General features: G+C 69.8%; 17 protein-coding genes and 1 pseudogene. 11 read left to right on the plus strand and 7 right to left on the minus strand.

What is annotated here, in order from left to right:
- Positions 1-277: 277 nt before the first annotated feature.
- From QHF83_RS41690 to QHF83_RS41710, 5 genes are read left to right on the plus strand one after another with little or no spacing between them, the layout of a single operon-like run.
- Positions 278-1,663 carry a hypothetical protein gene (locus QHF83_RS41690; RefSeq protein ID WP_282423674.1) on the plus strand — a complete coding sequence of 462 codons (1,386 nt, stop codon included), beginning with the start codon at positions 278-280 and terminating at the stop codon, positions 1,661-1,663.
- Positions 1,600-3,327 carry a hypothetical protein gene (locus tag QHF83_RS41695; RefSeq protein ID WP_282423675.1) on the plus strand — a complete coding sequence of 576 codons (1,728 nt, stop codon included), beginning with the start codon at positions 1,600-1,602 and terminating at the stop codon, positions 3,325-3,327. Before QHF83_RS41690 ends, QHF83_RS41695 begins: the two co-directional genes overlap by 64 nt.
- A 55-nt stretch (positions 3,328-3,382) precedes the next feature.
- Complete coding sequence (locus QHF83_RS41700; RefSeq protein WP_282423676.1) at positions 3,383-3,550, plus strand: hypothetical protein; 168 nt, start codon at positions 3,383-3,385, stop codon at positions 3,548-3,550.
- 28 nt (positions 3,551-3,578) lie between these two features.
- Positions 3,579-4,226 (plus strand): antibiotic biosynthesis monooxygenase, encoded by a 648-nt coding sequence (locus QHF83_RS41705; protein WP_282423677.1) that lies wholly within the window; start codon positions 3,579-3,581, stop codon positions 4,224-4,226.
- A gap of 55 nt (positions 4,227-4,281) precedes the next feature.
- Positions 4,282-5,160: an alpha/beta hydrolase gene (locus QHF83_RS41710; protein ID WP_282423678.1), complete on the plus strand. Its 879-nt coding sequence runs from the start codon at positions 4,282-4,284 to the stop codon at positions 5,158-5,160.
- Between the two features lie 357 nt (positions 5,161-5,517).
- Here the strand turns inward: QHF83_RS41710 and QHF83_RS41715 are convergent, their stop codons facing one another.
- The 4 genes from QHF83_RS41715 to QHF83_RS41730 form a co-directional block, all read right to left on the minus strand.
- Entirely contained in the window at positions 5,518-8,034 is a 2,517-nt protein-coding gene (locus QHF83_RS41715; RefSeq protein WP_282423679.1) for an ATP-binding protein, read from the minus strand.
- A 178-nt stretch (positions 8,035-8,212) separates the two neighbouring features.
- Complete coding sequence (locus QHF83_RS41720; protein ID WP_282423680.1) at positions 8,213-9,337, minus strand: alpha/beta hydrolase-fold protein; 1,125 nt, start codon at positions 9,335-9,337, stop codon at positions 8,213-8,215.
- A gap of 10 nt (positions 9,338-9,347) precedes the next feature.
- Positions 9,348-10,124 carry a tetratricopeptide repeat protein gene (locus QHF83_RS41725; RefSeq protein ID WP_282423681.1) on the minus strand — a complete coding sequence of 259 codons (777 nt, stop codon included), beginning with the start codon at positions 10,122-10,124 and terminating at the stop codon, positions 9,348-9,350.
- Positions 10,125-10,211: 87 nt separating this feature from the next.
- Positions 10,212-11,072 carry a hypothetical protein gene (locus QHF83_RS41730; RefSeq protein ID WP_282423682.1) on the minus strand — a complete coding sequence of 287 codons (861 nt, stop codon included), beginning with the start codon at positions 11,070-11,072 and terminating at the stop codon, positions 10,212-10,214.
- Between the two features lie 518 nt (positions 11,073-11,590).
- On the opposite strand from QHF83_RS41730, the gene QHF83_RS41735 reads away from it, so the two are divergent.
- Positions 11,591-12,469: a YihY/virulence factor BrkB family protein gene (locus tag QHF83_RS41735; protein ID WP_282423683.1), complete on the plus strand. Its 879-nt coding sequence runs from the start codon at positions 11,591-11,593 to the stop codon at positions 12,467-12,469.
- A 151-nt stretch (positions 12,470-12,620) separates the two neighbouring features.
- On the opposite strand, the gene QHF83_RS41740 is transcribed toward QHF83_RS41735, so the two are convergent.
- Entirely contained in the window at positions 12,621-13,064 is a 444-nt protein-coding gene (locus tag QHF83_RS41740) for a gamma-glutamylcyclotransferase family protein (protein WP_282423684.1), read from the minus strand.
- 433 nt (positions 13,065-13,497) lie between these two features.
- Here QHF83_RS41740 and QHF83_RS41745 point away from each other — a divergent pair, with 433 nt between their 5' ends.
- From QHF83_RS41745 to QHF83_RS41765, 5 genes are all read left to right on the plus strand, one after another.
- Positions 13,498-15,234 carry a hypothetical protein gene (locus QHF83_RS41745; RefSeq protein WP_282423685.1) on the plus strand — a complete coding sequence of 579 codons (1,737 nt, stop codon included), beginning with the start codon at positions 13,498-13,500 and terminating at the stop codon, positions 15,232-15,234.
- Entirely contained in the window at positions 15,231-18,239 is a 3,009-nt protein-coding gene (locus QHF83_RS41750; RefSeq protein ID WP_282423686.1) for a hypothetical protein, read from the plus strand. The genes QHF83_RS41745 and QHF83_RS41750 overlap by 4 nt, the downstream gene beginning before the upstream one ends.
- 113 nt (positions 18,240-18,352) lie before the next feature.
- Positions 18,353-20,995 carry a DNA mismatch repair protein MutS gene (mutS, locus tag QHF83_RS41755; RefSeq protein WP_282423690.1) on the plus strand — a complete coding sequence of 881 codons (2,643 nt, stop codon included), beginning with the start codon at positions 18,353-18,355 and terminating at the stop codon, positions 20,993-20,995.
- Between the two features lie 210 nt (positions 20,996-21,205).
- Positions 21,206-22,177, plus strand: coding sequence for a serine/threonine-protein kinase (locus QHF83_RS41760; RefSeq protein WP_282423687.1), 972 nt, complete (start codon positions 21,206-21,208; stop codon positions 22,175-22,177).
- Positions 22,178-22,342: 165 nt separating this feature from the next.
- Positions 22,343-22,888, plus strand: a complete 546-nt coding sequence (locus tag QHF83_RS41765; RefSeq protein WP_282423688.1) for a hemerythrin domain-containing protein — start codon at positions 22,343-22,345, stop codon at positions 22,886-22,888.
- Positions 22,889-22,930: 42 nt separating this feature from the next.
- Here the strand turns inward: QHF83_RS41765 and QHF83_RS41770 are convergent, their stop codons facing one another.
- Both QHF83_RS41770 and QHF83_RS41775 read right to left on the minus strand, forming a co-directional pair.
- Positions 22,931-23,389, minus strand: coding sequence for a DUF2752 domain-containing protein (locus QHF83_RS41770; RefSeq protein ID WP_282423689.1), 459 nt, complete (start codon positions 23,387-23,389; stop codon positions 22,931-22,933).
- Positions 23,390-23,415: 26 nt separating this feature from the next.
- Positions 23,416-24,521: pseudogene (locus QHF83_RS41775) on the minus strand (hypothetical protein); the annotation flags it as partial.

The following is a 24,521-nucleotide window of genomic DNA, read 5'->3' on the forward strand; positions in this document are numbered from 1 at the left end:
ACACCCCGACGCGATATTTCCCGCGGCATGACACCATTGCTGCGGGATTTGTGCTCATGCATCGCTATCCCTCGTCCATGCCCGGCAAGCATGGCAGGGGCGTAATAATGAGCTATCCTCACGTTTTTCGCAGCATCGTCATTTCTCATGCCTCGTGTTGCCCGTGGCCCTCCTGGCGGGTTGTGTCGAGGCTCCCTCGGGAGCCCCCGCCGCGCCCGCGGCGCAAGGGTCCGCGTCCGCCGCGCATGTCTCTGCGCCCTTCGACGTGGAAGGCGCCATGCGCGCGGCCCGGATCGCGCTCCGGCCCGAGGGCGGACGCTGGCTCGGCGCCGGGCGGGCCCATCGGCTCGTGGCCATGGCGGATGGGCTCGAAATCGTGCCCCTCGCGCCGGCGATCTCGGCTGCGCAATCACCCCGCGAGGGCGCGCCCTTCCGCATCAAAGCCACCCGCCTCGCGCGGGGCGAGCGCGTGATCCACGGCGTCGGGCCCGAGGCGCGCGTCGAGAAGGGAAGCCACCTCGTGGTCGAGAAGCGCGAATTCGCGCAGCACATCGACAATCGCGAGGAAGGGGTCGAGATCTCCTATTCCTTCGCGCATCCCCCGGCGGGCGAGGGCGACCTCCGCGTCGTGCTCGACGTGGAGGGGGAGACCTTCGTCGGCCGCACGGGCGAGGGGCTGCATTTCGCCGACCCCACGACCGGGGTCGGCGTCCGCTTCGGGCAAGCCACCTGGATCGACGCCCGCGGCAAGCGCAGCCCGGTCCGCGTGCGCGTCGAGGGCTCGCACATCGAGCTGCGCGTCAAGGAGGCGGTGCTCGCGTCCTCCGCGTATCCGGCGGTGCTCGATCCGCTCATCTCGCCCGAGTTTGGCATGGACGAGCCCACGCTCGCCCTCGGGTCGAGGAGAAGGCATCAGCCGGTCGTGGCGTGGAATGGCAGCTCGTACCTCGTCGCCTGGCAGGATGGCAACGATCAGCGTCTCCACGGCACGCGATTCGCCTCGAATGGCACCCTGATCGACGCCGTCGACCTCCCTTTGACCACCGCTGCGGTCAGCAATTACGCTCTCGCCAGCGACGGCTCCGGTTTTTTTCTGACCTACAAGAGCTCGACGCCCGGCCTCTACGGCCAGCACTACGACGGCAATGGTCAGGCCGTCGGCACGCCGATCACCCTCGGCACGGAGACCGCCTACAACAGCGATAGCGTGGTTTTCGATGGGACGAACTACGTGGCCGTGTGGCTCGAGGGCGGCGCGGCCCGTCGCGCGCGCATCACGACGGCGGGGCAGGTCCTCGATCCCGGCGGCGTGATCATCGCTGCTGCATCCAGCGTGGACATCGCCTCGAACGGCGCGGGGTCGTTCGTCACGTGGACCGGCCCGAATGAGCTCGTCGGCACGAACCTGGACGCGCAGGGCAACCTCCTCCATCCCGCGGGGGTCGCCCTGACGGCGCCTGGCTTTGAAATATGGGATGCGGGCGTCACATGGGCAGGGCAAACCTACTTCGTCGCGTACGGGCGATACGATGGCGAGGACAATGCCTACATGGCCGGGACGCGCATCGACCCGGTGCAAGGCACGCCCCTCGATCTCGCGTGGGCGTCGCTCCCAGTTATTACGAGAACATCAAGAGGCCCGACATCGGGAGCGACGGCGTGAATGCAGTGGTCACATGGTTCACCTTCGCGGATGCCGAGGGAATCCCGCTCTACCGCGCGCGCGTCAGCCCGCAGGGCGTGGCGCTCGAGCCGAACCCGAGCGGCGCTCAGGTGACGGACCGGGGGATCGCCACGAGCTCGGCAACGAACGGCACGGAGACCTTCATGGTATGGGAGGAGTCGCTCTACAACGGCTTCTATTCGGAGGCCTACGCGATTCGGGCGCAGCGCTTCGGCCAGGACGGGGCGGCCCTCCATGCGAGCCCGCCGATCGTCGCGACGAGCACGAATACCCAGCGCGCGCCCTCGGCGGCGTTTGATGGGCAGAACTTCCTGATCGTCTGGGATGACGATCGGAACTACATGAACGTCGCGGGCTCCGACGTGTTTGGCGTGCGCGTGAGCCCGACGGGCACGGTCCTCGATCCGGACGGGATCAAGATCGCCGGCGGCGGCGCCTCGACCCATGGGGCACATGTGGTGTTCGATGGAACGAACTACGCGATCGCCTGGACCGCGTATCAATCCCAGGACGATCCCACGTACAACATGGCGGGCGGCGCGCATGTGAGCCCCCAGGGCTCCGTGCTGAACGACTTCACGCTCGTCTCGGAGCTCTATGAATATGGTGGCCAGAGTGTCCTCTCCGCGGGCAGCAGCGGCCATACGCTCTTCGCTACCTTCGACTACGATGGGGTGCTCGCGAGGCCCTTCGATGGCTCCGGGCCGACGTCCGAGGCCAAGGCGATCGCCCCGGAGCCGAATGGCTTCTCGATGAGCTCCGGATCGTTCGATGGGACGAACCATCTGCTCGCATGGTATTCGTCCGCGAACGGCCTGCTCGCGGCGCTGGTCGATGAGCAGGGGGCCGTGGTCGGCGCAGGGCCGATCACGATTGCGAACAGCTCCTTTCGAGGCGTCACCGCCGTCTTCGATGGGACGAACCATGTCGTCTTCTGGGGCGACGCGGACAAGATCCTCGCCGTGCGGGTGAGCCCGGCCGGCGTGGTGCTCGACGCGACGCCCCTGGTCGTTCTGACCTCGTCCATGTGCGACGTGAATCTCACGCCACGGAGCGCGGTGATCACGGGGAACCGAATCGTGGTGGGGTATCGGAGCTGCGATCAGGCAGGCACGCCCGATCTCCTCGCCGCTGTGCTCGACCTGAACCTCTCCGTGCTCACGTCGTTCGCCGTCACGAGTGATGGCACCGAGGAGAGCTCGCCGTCGCTCGCCGCGGGGAGCGAAGGGAAAGTAATGTTCGCCTATTCGCACCACGACCCCAGCGTGCCGTGGGGCAACGGTGGAGAGCGCGTCTTCGCACGCATCATCGATCTCGATGAGGGCAATGGAGGTGCCGGAGGCGCGGGCGGCAGTGGAGGTGCCGGAGGTGCCGGCGGCAATGGCGGCGCGGGTGGCAATGGCGGCGCGGGCGGAACCGGCGGGATCGGAGGTGCGGGGGGAGCCGGCGCTGCCAGTGGCTCCGGCGGTCCCGCCGGATCAGGCGGTCAAGGTGGGGGGTCGCCCCCCGACGACGGCGGCTGCACGTACAGCGTGCAGAGCGCTCCGCAACGCCCGAATGCATCTCTCGTCATGGCCGCGGCAGCCATGCTCCTCGGACTCCGACGAGGCAAGAGCGTGAAGCCCAAGCGCGCCGCGCGCTGAATCTCATCCGCGATCATTTCCGTCCACCCAGCGCGTCGAACTCGGCCTCGAAATCGTGCTTTCGTTCACCGTCGAGGCGCTGTTCGACGCAGGCGGCGGCACCAGCGGCTGCCCGCCGTCATGGATCTCCACCATCCGGAACGGCGCCATGTCGAATCGCCTCCTCTCGGGACGACCGTCCGCGCGCAAGATCCTTCAAGCCCTGCCGCCCGCGGGGGCTTAGACTCGCCGGCGTTCGAGAGGAGGGACGTATGATCGGTGGCATCAAGCGCGTGCAGGCGAGGGCGGGGGCCGAGGCCGAATTCGAGGCGGCGTTGCGAGAATTCTCGGCGCTGGTTCGGGCCCATGAGCCGGGCACGCTCAGCTTCGAGCTGTTCCGGGACGGCGCCCCCGGGCGCTACGTGGTCCTGGATCGATATCGCGACGGTGACGCCCTGGCGGCCCACAACGGCTCGCCCCACGGAGCCATCTGGTTTCCGCGTATCCGGGCGCTGCTCGACCGCCTGGAGGTGAGTTATTTCCCCGGCCATGAGCCCGGCGAGACGAAGTACACGGCGGCGGCATTGACGCGCGCTCCGTGGGAGAGGGCTTTCCGCCTGGCTGCGGACATCAGCCTCTTGCCTCGCTGGGCCACGCGGTTTTGCCAGGAAATCCGCGCCCAGGGAGACGTGCGCTTTCGCTACGAGGCCGACGCTGCGGGGCGCGTGATCTGGCATTGCGCGGGCACGGGGAGCGGAGAGCTGCGCATGCCGATGCGCGTGTTGCCCCATGGTCCCGGGAGTCTGCTCCTGTTCACCATCCAGCGGCCGCCCGGGTGCTCGGAGGCGGCCTTCGGCGAGCAGATCGAATGGGTGGATCAGGCGCTGGGACAGCTACGGGAGCTGGTCGAGGCTCCGTAACGGCGGCGGAAGGAAAGGCTCGCGGCGGGGGAGGGATCGCGTAATACTCGGGCACATGAGCACCTCCCAGAACGGGGACGCGAGCCCCGAGATCCGCCACCGCACCGTCGACGTCGGCGAGGTCCGCCTGCACATCGCCGAGGCCGGCAGCGGCCCGCTGGTCATCTTGCTGCATGGATTTCCCGAGTTCTGGTATGCATGGCGGCGCATCCTCCCGGCCCTCGCCCGAGAAGGGTTTCACGTGGTCGCCCCGGACATGCGCGGATACGGCGCGTCGGACAAACCAGAGGGGATCGAGCCCTACGGCACCCGCCACCTCGCCGCCGATATCGCGGGGCTCGTGCGCGCGCTCGGCGCGCCGCGGGCCTCGGTCGTAGGGCACGACTGGGGCGCCGGCGTCGCCTGGTGCTTCGCGATGGCACATCCAGAGCTGCTCGAGCGGCTCGTCGTGATCAACGGCCCGCATCCCCACCGGATGCTGCGCGACGGGCTGCGCTCGCCGCGGCAGATCGCGCGGAGCTGGTACATGTTCACGTTCCAGATCCCCGGCCTCCCCGAGCATCTTTTCAGCCGGGACGACCACGCACTCCTGATGAAGGCGCTCCGCGAGGAGGTGCGCGGGCCAAACGCATTCGACGCCGCGGACCTCGAACGATACCGCGAGGCATTCGCCGCGCCCGGCGCCCTGTCAGGAATGGTCAATTATTACCGCGCCGCCATTCGCCGCAAAAGCCAGGTCCAGACGCGCCGCATCGACGCGCCCGTGCTCGTACTCTGGGGCGACCAGGATCGTCACCTCGGCCGCGAGCTCTCCGATCCAGGCGCCGACCTCGCGCCGAACGTGCGTATCGTACACGTCCCCGACGCGACCCACTGGATTCATCACGAGCGCCCCGAGTTCGTGACCGCCGAGGTCACCGCGTTCCTCCGGTAGAGGTGAGCATGGGTTTCGTCGTGGGGCCGCCGCGCTGGGGCGTTGCCCCAGGCCCCACCGGGGCTATCCGCCCCTGGACCCGGACCAGCGCAAGCGCTGGACCTTTTGTCGATGAACTGCGCGATGCGCAGTTCATCGAACAGGCCGAGTCAAGACCGACGACGATCCTGCCAATCGAAACAGCCGCGCTGCCCTCTCGACTGGCAACACGGTTCCACGGGCCCGTTGGAAGAACTGCGCGGAGCGCAGTTCTTCCACCCTCGGTCCAGGCCGTGCCTGGTCCGGGTCGAGGGGCGGATAGCCCCCGCGGGGTCCGGGGCGGCGCCCCGGCGCGGCGGCCCCACGTAGGGACTGCTCCTACCGCCCGAGCGGCAAATTCACTGTGAATGCGGCGCCTTCCCCGAGCGCGCTGTGGACGCAGACCGTCCCGCCGAACGCCTGCACGATGGCGCGGACGATGTGAAGACCGAGCCCGAGGCCGCCGTAACTGCGCTCCGAGACGGCCCGCTCGAATCGCTCGAAAATGCGTTCGTGATCCTCGGGGCGGATCCCGATGCCCTGGTCTTTCACCGTGAGGACCGCGGAGCCGGAGCTGGCGCCGATTTCGATGCTGATGGGCTTTCCAGGACCGTATTTCAGCGCGTTCGAGAGGAGGTTGTCGACCACCTGCTCGATGCGGAGCCGGTCCCAGAGGCCTACCACCTTGGACGGGGCGTCGACGACGAGCGGCGAACGCATGCGCGCGGCGTTGGGCCCGAAGCGCTGGCACACGTCACGTACCACCTCGACGAGATCCACCTCCTCTCGCACGATGGAGAGCTTGCCCGCTTGAATGCGCGTCGCGTCGAGCAGGTCCGTGGTGAGATCCGTGAGGCGCTCGAGCTGCCGCTTGGCCACGTCGAGCACGCTCTTCACCGTGCGCACGTAGGGCGAATCCGGTTGCCGCGCCGTCGCCCGTTCGAGCGATTCGATCCGCAGGAGCAGCGGGGTCAGCGGCGTCTTGAGCTCGTGCGACGCGATCGAGAGGAAATCGTCGCGGGCGCGCACCGCGTCGCGCAGCAGGACCACGAGGCGCGCATTCTCGTACAGAGGCCAGGTGATGTCCGCGACGGCACGGAAGAGCATCGTCTCGTCGTCGGTCCATCGATGCGGCCTCGTCCTGTGAGCGTAGAGGTACGCGACCCACCCGCCGTTGCGGAAGAACGGGGCCATGGCAATGGCCGCGACGCCATACTTCGAATGAAATCGCTCGTAATCGTCGCAGACGCGCGGATCGACGCGCGTGTCGTGGATCACGATGACGTTCCCCTCCTGCAGCTCGTCGAGCGTCCGGCCCCAGACCTCGAGGGGAAAACGCCACACCCCCTTGGGAGGCACACCGTATTCGTACCCGGGGAGGTGCACGACCTCTCGGGCCGCGTGATCCACGAGCACGAGCCCCGCGCCGTCGACGCCGAGCCGCTTGCCGAGGCGCGCCACCGCGAGCCCCGCGAGCGCCGCAGGGTCCTCGTAACGTAAGAGCTCGGACTGCAGGTCGAGCAAGAACTCCCGGATCTCTTCGAAACGCTTCTTTTCGGTGATGTCCGTGGAAATGCCCGCCACGAGGGAGGGACCGCCGTCGGGGCCGGGCAGAGGGAATTTGACGGAGAGGTATGTGTGGACGCCGTCGGGCTGGACGATGTTCTCCTCGGCCTCCAGGGGCACCCCGCGGTCCCGGACGAGCGCGTCGTGGGCCTGGAAGACGGCGGCCGTCTCGTGCGACAGCACGTCGCGCTCGCAGACGCCGAGCAGCGCCTCCCGGCGCTTGCCGTACGCCAGCTCGACGTGCCGATTGACGAAGAGCAATCGGCCCTCCGCGTCCTTGATGTAAATGGCAGCGGGCGCGTGATCCGCGATGGCCTGGAGCTGCGCCTGGTTCTGCCGGAGGGCCTCGGCGAGCGCGCGGGCCCGGTCGCGCTCGGCGGTCACCTGCGCTCGCGCGGCCGAAAGGACGGCGTGCTCCACACGATCTTCCTCGATGCGCGCCACGACCCCTGCGGCGAGGAACGCGATGACGTGGAAGGCGACGAGCGTGAGGAGCACGAAGGCGGCGTAGGAAAACGCGAGGCTGTAGAGCTCTGCGTAGCTCCCGAGGCGCAGGAGGACGGCCAGCCCGAGCGGCAGGATCGTGGCCACGACGAGGAGCCTGCGGAGCAGGACGCCGCTCGATCCGCCGCGCAAGAGGGCCGAAAGGATGCCCCGCTCGGGCGTGAGCGCGAGGCAGGAGATGGCGATGAGCAGCGTCGCGACGGCGCTCGGAATCGCCATCCCGATCATGCGGTTGACGCCGAGCAGGACCCTGGCGCCCTGCACCTGCCCGACGAGCGAGAAGAGCGCGAGCAATCCCCCGATCACCGCGAGCGGCGTGGTCGGGGCCCGCGCGCGCCGCGAGCGCATCGAAACCGAGAGGCACGCGAGCCCCGTGAGGGTCACGTCGACGGCCGTGTATATCGACATCCGGCCGGGGAAAGGGCCGGGCATGGCATGGGCCGCGCTCCGGAAGAGGAGGCCGTCGAGGAAGACGAGTCCGGTTGCATATTCGACGAGGGAGGCGACCGTGAGGGCGAGCGCGCCGGCCGCGAGCGCGCCGGCCGGCAAGGCCAAGCGAGCGCATCTCCCTCGCCGGACCAAGCTCGTGGAGAGCACGGCGAGCGCCTGGAGGATGAGCGCCACGGCGGTGACCGGCATCATGGGTTGATGGTGCGGCAGCCACGTGCGCAGGCGGGGGACGTCGAGCGCCCAGCTGGTGAGCGTGCAGGCGGCCACGATCATGACTGCGACGGCGAAAACGACGGGCAGGCGCGCAACCGAACGGGAAAGGGCCGGGCGCTTCACCGCGGTCTCCGCTGGGCCACGCGGGTCCGGCTGTCGAGCTTGATCCCCCTCCCATGCCATTAAACGCAATTTACCAGCCATCCGCGTGGAACGTCAGGGATCGTGCCACACGTCATGGCGTGAGCTCGGCGGGACGCCGGGGGGTTCGGTCGATTTCGTTCGATCGCCTCGTGGGCGATTACGGCGTGCCGAACAGCGCCTTCATGACGTCGGGGAAGCGGCGGCTCCAGGAGGTCTCGTCGTGGGCGCCGATGGGATCCTCGTACCAGGAGAGCTCCTTGCCCTCGACGTAGCCATACGATTGTTTCAGGAGCGCGACCATTTCGATTCCGCGCTTCGTGGCGGCCGCCTCGATGGCCTCGTTGTGGAAGCCGCCCGTGCGCACGAGGCCCCAGTCGATCCAGAGCCGCGGCCGGATCGCGGGCTCTCCGAGCGTGCCTGCGAGGGTCGTCACGAGCGCCGAGCTTTCGAGGGGGCCGCCCGGGAAATTGCCGCCGAAGACCGGATCGAGCCCCGCCCAGAACGACGGGGAGAGGCAGCCGGCTTTGCCGAACCGATCCGGCCTCCGGTTCGCCATGTAAAATGACGCGAGCCCACCCCGCGAGGAGCCGAGGACGGCCGTGTTCGCGGACTCGGGCTTCGTGCGGTAATACGTGTCGAGCCAGCCTTTGACGTCGTCCGCCACGTAGGCCGTGTATTCTTCGACGTCGCAGCAGGGTTTGCCGTCGCCCATGTCGACGTGGCTGTACTCGCGCTCCCGCTCGATCGGGTGCAGGGCCACGACGATCACCTCGGGGATCGCCTTCTCGGCGTAAAGCTCGGAGAGGCGCTGGTCGACGTCCCAGGTGATGTTCCCGGGCCCGCCGGGCCAGAACGTCGTGTGCCCGTCGTTCATGTACACGACGGGATAACGCGCGTCCGTCTCGGCATAGGCGCGGGGCAGATAGACGTGCACCTTGCGCGGGGCAAAGCCCGTGGGGCCGATCGTGAGGGCGTCGTAGGTGTGGAAATAACCGGAAGGCTGGGCCTCGTCGTGCTCCCAGCCATTCTGCCCGCCGAGGGTGAACGGCGCCGTCGGCAAGGGGACGATCGGACCCCCGCCGCCGCTCCCGATACTTCCGCCTGCGCCGCCGCTTCCGCCTGCGCCGCCGCTTCCGCCCCCGCCCCCGCCGCCGCTGCCGTTTCCGCTTCCGCTCGAAGCGGCGTGGCTCGCCGTGGGGTCTTCCGGGGAATCGGCGGCGGGTGTGCAGGCGAGCAGCAACAAGAGGGCGGGGACGAGCGGAGCAGCGGCGCGCGGGATCACGGCGCGAGGCTCACTTCTTCGCGGCCTTCATCAGCTCGCCGATCTTCTTGCCGATCTCGTCGAGCTGCTTCTTGTACTCGTCCATCTGCGCCTGGTGCTTGTCTGCGCGGGCCTTGGCGTCATCCTCCTTGGCCTTGTCCTTGGCCGTGACCGCCTCCTCGGCTTCCTTCGCCGCGGCCTCCTTCTGCAGCCGCTCGTGCTCCATCAGCCGGCCGACCGCGATCCGCTTGTTCGTGTACGCGGCGGTGTCGTTGGGCTTGAGCGCGATCACCTTGTCGTAGGACTCGATCGCCTTCTTCAGCTGCTCGGCGACGATCGGGGCCTTCATGTCGCGGGCGCCGCCCCGACGCGCGGCGAACTCGGCCAGCCATGCGAGGGACTGATCGTCGTTCGGGTTCAGCTTGATGGCCTCGCCGTAATTTTTCTCGGCGTTCGCCGTGTCGTTCTTCTCCATGTAGACGCCGGCGAGGTTCGCGTAGACCTCGGCCTTCTTCGCCGCGTCGGGCTTGAAGTCGAGCGTCTTCAGAATGGCCTCCTCGGCCTTCGCCAGGTCGCCGGCCTGCTTGTAGCTGTAGGCCTTCTTCTCCCAGACCTTCTCCTGCTTGGGATCGGCCTCGAGCGACTTGCCGTACTCCTCGGCCGCCTTGGCGAAATCACCCGCGGCGAGCGCCTCGTCGCCCGCCCTCAGGTGCGTAGCCGCCGGCCCCTTCGGCTCGTCGCTACACGCCGGAGCCCCGGCGAGCGCGAGAGCCCCGACGAACCACAGGATCTTCGTGCGAATGTTCATGCGTGACCCCTCAGGGCGTACGAATGCCCTGCCTCGTTCGCTACACCTCACGCGCGCGGCCCACAAGAGGTTTTTCGAGGAGATCACTCAGAGAGGTCTGTCGACCAATTCGACCCAGCGCGTCGCGCGAGACTCACCGTGCTCACGCGCCGCCACGAATTCCGTCCGCGCGCTGGTCGCGTCGCCCTGGAACAGGCGCACGAGGCCCGATACCCAGCGCTGCTCGCCGGTCGTGTCGCCGCTGCGGAGGAGCCACGCAGGGCCCCACTCCGGGGCGTTCTCCCAGAACCCTTGGGCCGTGATCGCCGGATCCTTCTCCCACACCTCGATCGACGGCAGGTCCTTCCAGATCGCGTGGCAGAGGATCTGAAAGCCCATGAACGGGAGGAAATCCTCTTTTCCGCGCAGCGCCTGGAGCTGCTTTCCGAATGCTTTGTCGAGGCCCTTTGCGCGGCCGGCGAGGATGGATACCTCCGAGACCGAGAGGTTCTCCGGCAAGAATCCGTTCACGTACGCGAGCATGCGCGGATAGTCCTCGCGGCTCATGACGAACCGCGCGACGCCGACGAGCGGCATCAGGCGGGCCGGGTACGGCAGGGCCCGATCCACGCGCCGCGCGACCTCGAGGATCTGCTCGGCCATCGCGTACTGCACGAACTCGAGCACGTAGCCGCCGTACCCCTCGTCGAGGAAGATCCCCGCCTCCGGGTACCGCGAGACGGCCGTGATCTCACCCGACGCTCCGGTCTCGGCCACGATGGCCTTGGCGAGCGCGATGCAGTCGAAGACGCGGTTCTCTTCGGTCTCCGGCATCCAAGCCCAGAACTCGGGTTTTACGTACGAGCTGCCGACGCCCGACGTCGCCGCGAGATCGGTCAGGTTGTTGTCCTGCTCCCCCGTGGCGTACTTGTAGGAGAATCCATCGGTCCCGCTGATGTAACGGCCCATCGCGCGCTCCTCGTTCGGGGCCCAACGAATATCGAGAGGGGCGCGCGGCGTCAAGGTGGCGCCTCGGGGCGGGGCCGAAGGCCCGCCTGAGGTCGCGCCCGACTCCTCGTGTCGTCCGTATCGAGGGGTCCTGCCGATGCCCTCGCAGGGCAATCCCATTGCATGCGGCGCGCCTCATATCCTGCGCGATCGCGGCGGCGGCGACGCACGGTCACCCGACGCCCGAGTCGGTGCTCACGCACATGCTCCGCAGCATTGCATTGGTCTCATCCGGGAGCCGCTGCGCTGGGGCCTGCGCAAGAGCTGGACCCAGGGTCGGAGAGACGAGCACGGCCGTCCCCGTCAAGCGAAGCCCGTCGGGCCGAGGGCCGTCCGGCATCCGGCTTGCCCCGGGAGAGCTCATGCGGTCCCATCCCCCGCTCGGTGTGCAAAGCCGTCCGAGGCGCGCATATGGGCGCTGGCGCAAGCCTCGCGCCGATCGCGGAAAGCAGCACCGAGAGCTCGCGCCCTTCCGTCGCTTGATCCGGCCCAGCGTCGGGTTTCGCCAGTTCTTCAAGGATCTCTACAAGGAGATTCAAGAGGACCAGATCTCGACGGGCGCGGCGGCGCTGGCGTATTTCCTGATGCTGTCGATCTTCCCCGCCGCGATTTTCCTTCTGAGCCTGCTGCCCTACCTGCCCATCCCGGACCTCGAGCCGGCCATCATGGACCTGTTTCGAGAGGTGATGCCGACGCAGGCGGCGGAGCTCTTCACGAGCACGGTCGATCGGGTGCTGTCCGAGCGGCGCGGCGGGCTGCTCTCGGTGGGTCTGCTCGGGACGCTCTGGGCCGCGTCGAGCGGGCTGAACGCGATCATCGGGCAGCTCAACGTGACCTATGACGTGCGCGAGACGCGGCCCTTCTGGAAGACGCGCGGCCTGGCGGTGCTGCTCGTTCTGCTCTTCGGCGCGCTCGTGGTGACCGCATTCGGGCTGGTCGTGTTCGGCGGGATCCTGCAGCGCGAGGTGGCCGAGCTCATCGGCTGGAGCGGCGCATTGTTGAAGCTCTTCTCCGCCTTCCGATGGCTGGTGATCCTGGGCTTTTTGCTGACGGCCTTCGCGGTCGTGTATTACTTCGGGCCAAACGTGGAGCAGAGCTTCCGGTTCATCACCCCAGGCGCGGTGCTCGGAGTCGGGGTGCTGATCCTGGCCGCCCTCGGTTTCCGGTTTTACGTGGAAAACTTCGGGAAGTACGAGGCGACCTACGGGAGCCTCGGCGCCGTGATCGTGCTCTTGTTGTGGCTCTACGTGGCAGGGCTCGTGATCCTGCTCGGATCCGAGGTGAACTCGCTGCTCGAACACTACGCAGAGGGCGGAAAGCGGAAAGGCGAGCGGCAGTTCCCCAGCTCGAATGCATGAGCAGAGGCGCGGGGCGTTGCCCCGCACCCCAGCAGGGGGCTGTCCGTCCCCTGCACCCCGGACCAGGCACGGCCTGGACCGAAGGCGGAGAAACCGCGCGATGCGCGGTTTCTCCGACGGGTCGGTGGCAAGACCACCCGGCGCTACGCTTTCAAGAGCGGCGGCCGGCCCAGCGGACCATGGGGCCTGCGCCGCGCCCGCCGCCGAGGCTCGTCGCGCCGCGGCGCTTGCGCCAGTCGCCCGAGAGGACGCGCCGGCGCCCCGCCGATTGCTCGGGGGCGACGGTGTAGCCTTGCGCCTCACGGCCATCCGCGAGGCGGATCGAGATGCGCTGGTTCAGGACGGGGTGGCCACGGAACACGTCGAGCGCGGCGAGGGCCTGCGGTTCGAGCGCATAAAGCTCGCCCGCGACAGAGACCATGCCGCCCGGCACGAGGGCACCCGTGGCCCCGAGGTCGACGAGATCGTAGGCCGCGGCGGTCGTCGCCGGGCCGAGCGGTCGCGCAGCAGCGAGGCGCGCATGGAGCTCTTCGCCTTGCATGAGGCTGTCGCACACGAAGAGCACGATCTCGCGGTTCGCCGTCGGCGCAGTCATGGCCGGAACGATAAACGACAGGGGCCGAAACGCAAAGGGAGGGGGGGGGTGCCCCCCCCCTGCACCCCGGACCAGGCACGGCCTGGACCGAAGGCGGAGAAACCGCGCGATGCGCGGTTTCTCCGACGGGCCGGTGGTAAGACCACGAGCAGCGTTGCCAGCCGAGGCGCCCTCGAGCAGACGCGTCGACGCTGCGGTCTTGGCTGGCAAACCCGTCGCCGGTCTTGCCTCAGGCCTGTTCGATGAACTGCGCATCGCGCAGTTCATCGACCCCGGGTCCAGCGCTTGCGCTGGTCCGGGTCCAGGGGTGGACAACCCCTGGTCGGGGTCCGGGGTGAAACCCCGGCGCGACGCATCCGCCGTCCCGGACATGGCCACCAGACAGCCGGGCGCCTTGCTCTGCAGGGGGCGGCAAACTAGGCTGCGCCGCGCCATGTCGCCCGAACCTGACTTCCGCCGCCCGAGTGCTGCGGGCATCTTGCCACGCCGGGGGCGCTTTGCCTCTGCTGCGCTGGTCCTTGCTGCCTCGGGCCTCGTCGGCCTTGGGGGCTGCTTCTCGGTCGCTGACGGCGTACCGCCGCCTCTCGACGCGTTCTACTACCCGACGGGCCTCGTGGTTTCGCCAGGACGAACTGCGCTCTACGTGGCGAACTCCGATTTCGATCTGCAATACAACGGCGGCACCGTCTTCGCGCTCGACCTCGTCAAGCTTCGGGCCGACACCGACAAACTGCGGCAGGCCATCCTCGACGCGGCTGCGAGCCCTGCGTCGAGTGGGGATCCGACGGCTGCGGCTTGTGGCACGCTCGGCGTCGGGCGCAACGACAACACCACGCTCTACCCTGGGCCTTGCGCGCCCGTCGCGCTCTCTTCGTACCTGCAGAACGGCAAGGTCGTCACGATCGGCGCCTTCGCCACCGACGCGGTCATCGCGGTGAAGCCGAACCCTTGCGACGATGGACGCGGCGCGCGGCTCTTCGTGCCGGTGCGCGGCGATCCCTCGGTCACTTACTTCGACATCACCGACGACCGCGAGATCTCTTGCGACGGCGCGCCGCTGCCGGCTGCTTCGCCGTGCAGCGGCACGGTCTGCCTCGAGTGCGGGGCGACCTCCTCGGGTGGACGGTGCTCGCGCGACTTCCTCGTCGGCCGTGATCCCTCGGACAGCCAGCGTGATCTCACGTTGCCCGTCGAGCCCTTCGGCATCGCGGTGGACGAGCGCGGCGAGTCGATCGTCGTCGTCCACCAGACCGAGCAGACGGCGAGCCTCATCGTCAACCGCTGGGAGAGCGAGCCCGCGCTCGAGCACTACGTCACGGGCCTGCCGCCGGGCCCGACGGACTTGGCGGCGATCCCGATCACGCGCCTCGCCGAGGAGAACCGGGGCACGATCGACTACACGCCTGCGTTTGGCGTGAGCTACCGATCGTCGGCGGTGTTCGACGTCCTGCGGTACAACGACGACGGCGGCTCGAGCCCGGCCCGGCCGTTCGTCACGCGCAGCGCGTCGGTTGGCATCGGGACGACGGCGAGCTCGACCGACTCGCGTGGGGTCGCGATCGACGGCACGGAGCGGCGGGCGTGCGAGGACGCTTGCCCGACCGGCGCGGTGCGCAGCGGCTGCCTCAGGGCCTGCGCCGAGGACAACCCCCTCGGGATTTACATGGCGAACCGCGCTCCCGCGGCGCTCGTGATCGGGCAGATCGAGACCAAGTTCACGGAGCGCGAGGGGCCGAACGGCCCGGAGGTGACCGGCGCGTTCGATGTGGTCTCGTTCCACGACTCGGTGCCGCTCGCGTTCGGCTCGTCGCGCGTCGAGATGGGGCGCGTGATCGGGCTGGATGGCCGGCCTGCGTGGCGCGTCTTCGCCCTCGCGTACGATTCGAGCTTCGTCTTCTCGTACGACCCGGCCTCGCGGCGCGTGGACAACGTCATCAAGACGGGCCGCGGCCCGCACGCCATCGCCTTCGACACCGAGCGCCTGCGGGACGAGGCGGGGAACCTCGTCCTCGACGCGCAGGGCAACCCCATCTGGTACTCGACGATGTACGTCGGTCATTTCACGGATTCGTACGTCGGCGTCGTGGACCTCGACATGCGCAATCACGCCACGTTCGGGGCCATGTACATGTCGCTCGGCAAACCGGTGCCGCCCAAGGAGTCACAATGAAGCGGCGTATTTCCTATTCGTTCGGCAGCCTCGCGCTCGCCACGCTCGGTTTGCCCCTCGCGCTCGCCTCCGCCGGCGGATGCGAGACGCAGACGGTGGACTCGGAGATTCGCGCCCTCGAGCGCTCGGGCCGCGTCTCCTTCCTCTGCCTCGGCGCCCCGGGCCTCGGGACGACGCCGGCGCTGCCCTACGAGCGATGCGGCGGCACGCGGTTCGAGACGCCCGAGGATTACGCCGTGGCGGACGGGGTCACGACGCAGCCGCACCTCTACGCGCTCGTGACGCAGACGACGCGCGGCGAGGTCGCCGTCGTCGACATGAGCACGAAGGTCGACTCCGTGCTCGACTCGAACCCGCGCGTCCCCGGCGCGAACTTCCTGCCCATCGGCGCGCAGCCCGTCGACATCGCGAGCACGAACGGCAGCATGGCGGCGTTCGTGGGCGTGGCCGAGCCAGGCCGCGAGGGGATCTTCGCCCTCGCCGGCAAGGACATCCGCGTCTGCAGCACGTGCGCGCCGAAGACGCTGTCGAGCTGGCCCGCCTGCGCGCTGCCCGGCGCGCCCGGCGAGATGCTCGTCGTCTACGATCCGAAGAACGACGCGGGCGAGGTCCGCGCGCACTGCGACGACACCACGTATTCGAAGCCGCGGGAGCCCGAGCCCGACGGGGCCGGCGGGTTCCTCGTCGACCTCACGCAGGAGGGCCTCGGCCGGCCCAAGCTCGTCGTCACGATCCCCGATCAAGGCGCGATCGCCGTGATCGACGCGCAGACGCTCTTCGACGTGGAGCGCGAGGCCGACGGTACGCCCCGCAAGGATCCGGACACCGGCGAGCTCGTGTACGTGCACGCGCCCGGCTCGTGGAAAGAGTGCCCCATCGATCGCTGGGTCCCGCTCACGGTCGACCTGCCCGTGCAGAGCCCGCCCGCGCCTCCGCCGACGGGCGCCGCGTGCGTCGCGCCCCCCGTCACCGCGCCCGCGCCCGCGCAGGACTACGAAGCGCGCCCCGCGGGGATCACGCTCTCCGAGGAGCGGCTCTTCGTGGGCGACCTCGACGCGCCCGTCGTGCACGTGCTCGACATGAAGACACCGTGCGAGCCGATCGAGCGGGACCCGCTCCTGCCGACGTCGCTGCGCGAGCCCGACCGGGTCGTGACCACGAGCCAGATCGCCGCGTCGCCGACGCTCGCGGGCTCGCTCGATCGCTTCCTCTACGCGATCGATGATCTCGACGGCAGCGTGATGATCTTCGACATCGCCGAGGACGCGACCTCGCGCCGGCCCGTCACGCGGCCGCACCCCGAGTGGACGCCCTCGCAGGCGCCCGATCGCGTGGAGTTCGGCGTGCCCGTGCAGGATCTCGTGATCATCGAGCGCGACAACCCGCTGCCCATCCCGAACACGGGCGTGGCCCCGGAGGGCGTCCGTTGCAGCCCGGATCCGGATCTCACGGTCTGCACGACGACGTCGACCTCGTGTGATCCCGAGACGCTCTACCGGACGAGCGGGACCTACGAGAGCGGCGCGGGGCCGACCCGCATGCGCGGGGCGTTCGCGTACGTGGTGCTCGGCACGGGGCAGATCGCGGTCGTCGACATCGACGATTACGACGCGCTTTGCCGCGCGCCGACGCGGTACACGTATCTTTATGGCTGCCCGCCGCCCGGCGCGCCGGCGGACCTCGCCAAGGCAGAGGTGCTCGCGAGCTCGGGCGAGGTCTCGTGCAACATCGTCGTGCCGCACACGCCGCGCAGCATGAACTACATGCGGACGTCGGAGCGGACGGGCCAGAACCAGCCCGGCCTCTCGGGCTTCCCCTTGCTTTACAACAACCAGGGGACGCTCCAACCGACGTTCGACGCGGACGGGCCGATCCTCCGCGCGACGTTGCCCGTGCCGCCGAGCGGGAGCAAGGAGCTCCCGCTCGAGCATTTCACGCTCGCCGTGGGCGGGACGATCCGGGTGATCGATCAGAAAACGGGCCTCACGACGAATGCCGGGGATCTCGAGCACACGGTCGTGATGAATTTCGAGGACCCGCGCGCCCAGACGACGAGCCAGGCTTTCACGATCACCTACGAGGGCGCTTTGCCTGGTTTCGCGGGGAAGGCCGGGCGGCTCGATCTCACGGGCGGCCCGACGCCCACGCTCTCCGATGCCGCGAGCCGCTTCTGCGATCAGGGCGTGCTCGGCGAGCGCGCCTGGGAGGAGATCCTTTCGAGCGAGGGCGACGCGAACGCCGCGGCGAAAGCGAAGGCCCTCTCCGATTACGTGCAGATTGTCTCGAACATCCCCGAAGAGGACGACATCCACTGGACGAGCCCGGAGACGCAAGGGGTCTGCACGTACCAGCAATGCAAATCGACGTTCGGCCCGGCGGAGCTTCCGCGGGAGGCGCGCGACATCTCGATCGTCGAGGCGTATCAGGATCGCCTGGAGCTCGGCGCGTCGCGCGGCGGCGCCTCGCCGGAGCTCATCGAATGCTGCTTCCCCTCGCTCGTCGGGTTCAACGTCCGCGTGGGCGGGCAATGGTCGGTCATCGGCGACGCCTCGGGCTTCATGCACCACGTGATCGCGGCCCCGGAGACCGTCGGCGATACGCCGCTCGGCGCCTGCCGCAATTCGTGTGATCCGACGCGCGCGCGACTCAATGGCCGCGTGCGCGCCGCGCCGCACGGGGAGATGGTGAAGGACGGCGACATCCTCGCCTTCATCAATCCCTTCTTCCGCATGGCCATCAACGATCCGGCGCCGGGGAGCGAATTCGACGCGAACCCGAACTCGGCCACGATCAACGGCCCTCCGCGCGACACCTTCTTCCAGTTCGCGACCCAGGGCAACTTCCGCCCCCTCCTCCTGAACCTCGCCTCGTCCACGACCGAGATCCAGCCGCAGGCGGTCACGTTCGTCCCCTCCACCGGCGAGCTCGCCATCACCGACGGCTCGCTCGAAGGCCTCATCCTCCTCTCGGCCAGCCGCCTCGCTCTCACGCGGCAATACTACTGACACGGTTCGTCCGCGGATCCTGAACGCCTGTCGAGGTCCCGGGTTTTTCCGGGGCGCCCTGGACAAACGGGGCGGATCCATCCGACGAACCGTGGTAAGGGGGGGCCGTGCAAATGCGCGGCAGCAGCAGCGGCAAGAAGCTCACCCCCGTGATGCGGCAGTACGAGGAGGCCAAGGCCGCCCATCCCGACGCAATCCTGTTTTTCAGGATGGGGGATTTTTACGAGATGTTCCGGGAGGACGCCGTCATTGCGGCGCGCCTCCTCGACATCACCCTCACGAGCCGGAACAAGGGGAACCCCGACGAAGAACCGATGGCCGGTGTGCCCCACCACGCGGCGCACGGATACGTCGCCCGCCTGCTCGCCTTCGGACACAAAGTGGCCATCTGCGAGCAGATGGCCGATCCCGCGACGGTGAAAGGGATCGTGCCGCGGCAGGTGGTCCGCGTGATCACGCCGGGGCTCGTGACGGACACCGATCAGCTCGACGCGCGGGCAAACCACTACCTCGTCGCCGTGGACAGCGAGTCCGGCAATGCAGAACGCGGGATTGCGCTGCTCGATCTTTCGACGGGAGAGCTTTCGGCCGGGACCATTCCGGATCTCGCGTCGCTGCTCGCGGAGCTCGCCCGGTGTGACCCGCGGGAGGTGCTCGTCGGCGGGGGGCTCGACCCGGACGTGAAGAAGGGCGCCGGGCTCGCGGCGCCTCGCGCGGTGCTGCGGGACGACGAGCCGCTCGACGATGGAGACGTGGCGGCCACGATCGACGCGTCGGTGGCGGAGCCGATCGCGGCGGAGGCGGCGTCGACCTTGCCGCTCGCGGGGCGGCGAGCGGCGGCGCGGGCGCTCCGGTTCGCGCACAAGTGCACGCCGGGCAGTCCTCTGCCCGTGCGGAGGATCGCGCCGTACGACCCGACAGGGGCGATGCGGATCGACGAGACGGCGCAGGCGCACCTGGAGCTCGTGCGAGGGGCGGACGGGTCGCGGAAGGGGACGCTGCTCGAGACGGTGGACGCGACGGTGACGCCGGCGGGGGCGCGGCTGCTCCGGCGGAGGTTGCTCGCGCCGCTGCTCGACGTGGCGTCGATCCGGCGTCGGCTCGACGAGGTGCAGGCGTTCGTGGAGAACCCGCGGGCCCGTGGCGAGCTCCGGGAGGCGCTCGGGCGCGTGGGCGATCTGGAGCGGCTCAGCGTGCGGGCAGTGCTGCGCGAGGCGACGCCGAAGGATCTGGGCGCGCTGCGGGATGGGCTGCTCGCGGCGCCGGCGGCGGTGGCGGCGACGCGGTCGATCGTTGATACCGATGGCGAGACACGCGAACTCTTCGGCGCGGAGGTGGACACGCTGCCCGAGATCGCGGCGAAGCTCGCGGCGGCGCTGGTCGATCGGCCGCCGGCGCTCGCGCGGGAAGGCGGGTTCGTCCGCGAGGAGTACGACGCGGAGCTCGGCACGCAGCGCAGGCTCGCGCGCGGCGGCGCCGAGGAGATGACGAAGCTCGAAGCCGAGCTGCGCGAGAAGACGGGCGCGGGCTCGCTCCGCATCCGCTTCACGCGGGTGTTCGGCTGGTACATCGAGGTGACGAAGACGCACCTCGGCAAGGTGCCGGCGGACTTCCGGCGCAAGCAGACGGTGGCCGGCGGCGAGCGCTTCACGAGTGATCGTCTCGACGAGCTGGCGGACGGGCTGGAGAACGCCGAGTCGCGCGCGCTCGCGCGGGAGACCGACATTTTCGACGGCCTCGTGCGCATGGTCGCGGAGAACGCGGAGCGGATCCGCAAGCTCGCGCGGACGCTCGCGTCGTGGGACGTGGCCGCGGCGCTCGCGGACGTGGCGCATCGCCAAGACTACGTGCGGCCCGTGGTCGACATGGGTGACGCGCTCGTGATCGAGAGCGGGCGGCATCCCGTCGTGGAGCGCCTCGCAGCGGCAGGTCGCTTCGTGCCGAACGACACGGCGCTCGATCTCGGGGGAGAGCGTCTCTGGCTGCTCACGGGCCCGAACATGGCGGGTAAGTCGACGCTGATGCGTCAGGTCGCGCTCATCACGATCCTCGCGCAGGCGGGGAGCTTCGTCCCCGCGCAGGCGGCGCGGATCGGGCTCGTCGATCGGGTGCTCTCGCGCGTCGGGGCGAGCGACAACGTGGCGCGCGGCGAGAGCACGTTCATGGTCGAGATGCGCGAGACGGCGACGATCCTTCGCGACGCGACGCGGCGATCGCTGGTCATCCTCGACGAGATCGGTCGCGGCACGAGCACGTACGACGGGCTCGCGATCGCGTGGGCCGTGGCCGAGCACCTCTACGACGCGGTCGGCTGCCGCGCGATGTTCGCCACGCACTACCACGAGCTGACGGAGCTCGCGCAGCACGGGCCCGGCGTGGCGAACTGGTCGGTCTCGGCGCGCGAGCACGGCGGCGACGTGGTCTTCCTGCACAAGCTCGTGAAGGGGCCGGCGAGCCGCAGCTACGGCGTCGCGGTCGCCAGGCTCGCGGGCGTGCCCGAGCCGGTGCTCGCGCGGGCCAAGGCGATCCTCGCGACGCTCGAAGCCGGCGCGCCGCTGCCCACGGGCAAACACGCGACGGTGCGCGGACGCACGCGTCAGGGCGCGGTGCAGCTCGACCTGTTCGCGAAGGCGAAACCCGACACGGATGCGGCCGCGCCCGTCCTCGAAACGCTGCGCGCCGTGGAAATCGAGCGTTTGACGCCGCTCGACGCGCTCACGTTCGTCGCGCGCCTGAAGTCGCTCCTGCCCTCCTGAACACGCCAGAAGCGGCTGCGAGAAAAAGCAAGCGATCCGGCTCTGCGGCCGCGCGTGTACCTGCGCATCTGCACCTGGGACGTGCTCTTACCGTCCATCTTGCGCCGGGAAACGTTGAGGACGGTCCTGATCCGAGCCGGGCAAGGTGCCGATGCACTTTTCGGGTGATTCCTGACGGGGAGCGTGCAGAAATGACCTGCTGCCCCGACCATGACACCTCCGAAATTCAACGAAGGATTGTCCCGGGACCTCCTCCCGACGCTCGACGCCCCGCCCCCCGGCCCTAAGGCGGATCAGGGGGCTCCGTACGTGCCGGGCCTGGTGCTCGAGGGCGTCGTGGCCGAAGGTGGCATGGGGCTCGTGTACGCGGCCCGCGAGATCTCCTCGGGCAAGCGCGTGGCGCTGAAAACGCTGCGGGCCTGCTTCGCGAACGACGAGGGGGCGCGGGCCCGGTTCGAACGGGAGATCTCTTTCACGCGTCGGGTCGTGCACCCGAACGTGGCGCCGGTGCTCGGTCACGGGCACATGAGCGACGGGCGGCCGTACTACCTGATGGAGCTCTATCGGGGCCGGACGCTCGGGGCCGTGGTGCGTGAGGACGGGCCGCTCTCGATCGGGCGCGCGCTCGAGATCACCGACCGGATCCTGGCCGGGCTCGAGGCCGTGCACGCGGCGGGGATCGTGCACCGGGATCTCACGCCGGAGAACGTCCTGCTCACCGAGGGGCCCGCGGGCGAGACGCGGGTGCTCCTGCTCGACTTCGGCTTCGCCCACGAGCCGGGCGTGGACACGGGCGACGGGGTGACGGCGGACAGCCGCGGCGCGCTCGTGGGGACGATCCGGTTCATGTCACCCGAGCAAGTGACGCGCGGTCGCGCGATCACGGCGCAGAGTGATCTGTTCGCGACGGCTCTGCTGCTTTACTACGCCGTGTCGGGGAAGCTGCCGTTCCGCGGGGAGGGGGACCTGGACGTGGCGGTGGCGACGGTGCGCAAGGCGCCGGTGCCGCTGCGCGCCGAGAACCGGAACGTGCCGCGCGCGCTCGACGTGCTCCTGTCGCGCGCGCTGGCGAAGCACCCGGACGCGCGGTTCTCGGGCGCCGCAGAAATGCGACGCGCGCTGTCCGAGATGAGGCGCCCGCGCGCGAAGGTCGCCGGGGTGGCCGCGGCGCTCGCAGGGTAGGAGATCACCCGCCACGTGGCGCCAGCGCGGCATCGAGCACGCCGTGCGCGCCCGCCGTGGGCCCGCTCCTTGCCATAGACGGCCGCGCTGCGCGGCTTTCGCTCACGGTTCCGCCCGCGGGAGCGAGGACCGCCGCCGCAGCGACAGGCTTGGAGGAGAGGGCTCATGGATGCACTCGATCTGTTGGAGCAACAGCACCGCGACGTCTGCGCGTTGCTGTCGCGGCTCGTGGAGGCGTCGCCGGTCGGCATGGGGAGCGAAGAGGCGTTTTACGCCGCGCTGCGCGCCGTCGAGGCGCACGTCCGCGTCGAGGAGGCGTACGTCTACATCGCGTGCGCGAGCAGGCTCGGTGACGACACGAAGGTGCGCGAGGCGCGCGAAGAGCACACGCGCATCCTCGACGCCGCGCGGATCGCGCTCACGATGCCGCGCTCGGGGCCGCAGTTCGCGGCGATGATCGCGGCGCTGCGCGAGCGCTTCGAGAAGCACGCGGACGTCGAGGAGGACGTGGTGTTCCCGAAGCTGAAGCGCAGCCTGACGGACGAGGAGCTCGACGTGCTCGGCGAGGAGATCGAGCGTTCGTACAACCGGCTGCTCGCGGGCGCGGACGATACGCGCACGACGCACGCGCGTCCCTCGGAGGACGCGTCCCGGGCGGAGCCGCGGCTGCGCCGAGGCGTGCGTCGTCCGGCGCCGCGCGGGGCGATCTGAGGTGGCGCGGAGATCTTTGGTGCAGCAACGGATACGGCCCGGCTACACGGGGACCGGGCCGCCGAAGGCGCCGAAGAAGCGCGCGAACCAGACGGCGATCATGGCGACCGCGAGCACGATCGAGCCGAGGGTGACGACGCGCGTCTGCTGAAACGCGAACGTGTACCAGCGGCCGTGGCGCACGTAGTTGTAGCTTCCTTGCAGCGCGAGGAGCGCGACCATCGGGACGATGGGGATCACGAGCGGGTGGAAGTGGATCGCCTCGCGGAGGTCGCCGGTGGCGAGGGCGATCGCCGCGCGCGTGAGACCGCAGCCGGGGCAGGGATGGCGCGTGACGAGCGCGAACGGGCAGAGGGGGAAACGGACCGCGACCGCGGCGCCCAGCACGGCCCCGACGAGGGCGAGGCGCGCGGCGCGACCGAGCGCGGATCCTTTGGGGCGAGGGGGCGTGGAAGGGCGCGGGACGGGGTACGGGACCGGGGCGGCGATGGGTTTGTCCAAGCGCTGCCCCGGTTCGTCCTGGTCGATCAGTCCGCCGCGTTCGGATCCCAGACCTGGTTCAGGTCCTTCGCCAGCGCGTAGGGGAAGAGGAAGATGTACATCACGAGGCTCTGCGACTGCGGGTTGCGCGAGCCGGCCATCTGCTTCGCCCGCGTCACGATCTCGGGCAGCTTCAGGATCATGAGCAGGTTCAGGATCGGGACGAAGAGGTGCCACGTCTGGAGCGACTCGTCCTTCGTGTAGGCCTTGAGCTCGTTCAGCATGCCGTAGCCGCCGAAGAGGTGGTACATGCCGCAGCAGAAGAGCGTGCCGAGCAGCGCGGTCATCGGGTTGCGCGTCGTTCCACGCACGCCGCCCATGCCGCCGCCCTGCGCGCCCATCATGGCGCCGCCGCCCATGCCCATCGGAGCGCCCATCGCGCCGCCGGGGTACTGGCCGGGGGCCACCATGGCGCCCGCGGGAGGCGCGCCGTACGCGCCGCCGGGAGGCGCGCCGTAGCCGCCGGGACCGCCCATCGCGCTCGGATCACCCGGAGGCGGGCCGTAGGCGCCGGCAGGCGGAGGCGCGCCGTAACCGCCCGCGGGGGGCGGGGGAGCGCTGTAGCCGCTGCCCGTGGGGGGCGGGGGAGCGCCGTAACCGCCCGCAGGAGGCGGAGGAGCGCCGTAACCGCCCGCAGGAGGCGGAGGAGCGCCGTAACCGCCCGCAGGGGGCGGAGGAGCGCCGTAGCCGCCCGCAGGAGGCGGAGGAGCGCCGTAGCCGCCCGGAGGCGAGCCGCCCATGGGTCCGCCGGGCGGGGGCGCGCCGAAGCCGCCGCCGGGGGGCGGGCCCGCGGGGGGCGGGAACGCGCCGGGCGAGGGGATGCCGGGCGGGTTCGGCGAGGGAGGCGTGAAGTTCGGGAGATCGATCGCGATCGTGCTCCCGAGCCCGCCCTGCGGCTCATATCCGCCCGCCGGCGGATATCCCGGCGGCGGCGGGGGCGCGGCCGGCTGCGGAGCTGCCGTCGGGCCGAGGCCCGCGGGAGGCACGCCGATCACCGTGCCCGCGAGGCCCTGATCGCCCAGCATCGGGCCGCCGGGCGGCATGCCTGGCGGCGGCGGCGCGGCGGCCGGCATGGGCGGCGCCATCGGCGGCG

It is taken from the genome of Polyangium sp. 15x6, from assembly GCF_029960785.1.
Lineage (GTDB): Bacteria > Myxococcota_A > Polyangia > Polyangiales > Polyangiaceae > Polyangium.

Excerpts from the sequence above, each read along its gene's own strand:
- QHF83_RS41690 (WP_282423674.1), top strand. The coding sequence starts at position 278 with ATGCGCGCGGCCCGGATCGCGCTCCGGCCCGAGGGCGGACGCTGGCTC.
- QHF83_RS41705 (WP_282423677.1), top strand. The coding sequence starts at position 3,579 with ATGATCGGTGGCATCAAGCGCGTGCAGGCGAGGGCGGGGGCCGAGGCC.
- QHF83_RS41710 (WP_282423678.1), top strand. The coding sequence starts at position 4,282 with ATGAGCACCTCCCAGAACGGGGACGCGAGCCCCGAGATCCGCCACCGC.
- QHF83_RS41725 (WP_282423681.1), bottom strand. The coding sequence starts at position 10,124 with ATGAACATTCGCACGAAGATCCTGTGGTTCGTCGGGGCTCTCGCGCTC.
- QHF83_RS41730 (WP_282423682.1), bottom strand. The coding sequence starts at position 11,072 with ATGGGCCGTTACATCAGCGGGACCGATGGATTCTCCTACAAGTACGCC.
- QHF83_RS41740 (WP_282423684.1), bottom strand. The coding sequence starts at position 13,064 with ATGACTGCGCCGACGGCGAACCGCGAGATCGTGCTCTTCGTGTGCGAC.
- QHF83_RS41745 (WP_282423685.1), top strand. The coding sequence starts at position 13,498 with ATGTCGCCCGAACCTGACTTCCGCCGCCCGAGTGCTGCGGGCATCTTG.
- QHF83_RS41750 (WP_282423686.1), top strand. The coding sequence starts at position 15,231 with ATGAAGCGGCGTATTTCCTATTCGTTCGGCAGCCTCGCGCTCGCCACG.
- mutS (WP_282423690.1), top strand. The coding sequence starts at position 18,353 with ATGCGCGGCAGCAGCAGCGGCAAGAAGCTCACCCCCGTGATGCGGCAG.
- QHF83_RS41760 (WP_282423687.1), top strand. The coding sequence starts at position 21,206 with ATGACACCTCCGAAATTCAACGAAGGATTGTCCCGGGACCTCCTCCCG.
- QHF83_RS41765 (WP_282423688.1), top strand. The coding sequence starts at position 22,343 with ATGGATGCACTCGATCTGTTGGAGCAACAGCACCGCGACGTCTGCGCG.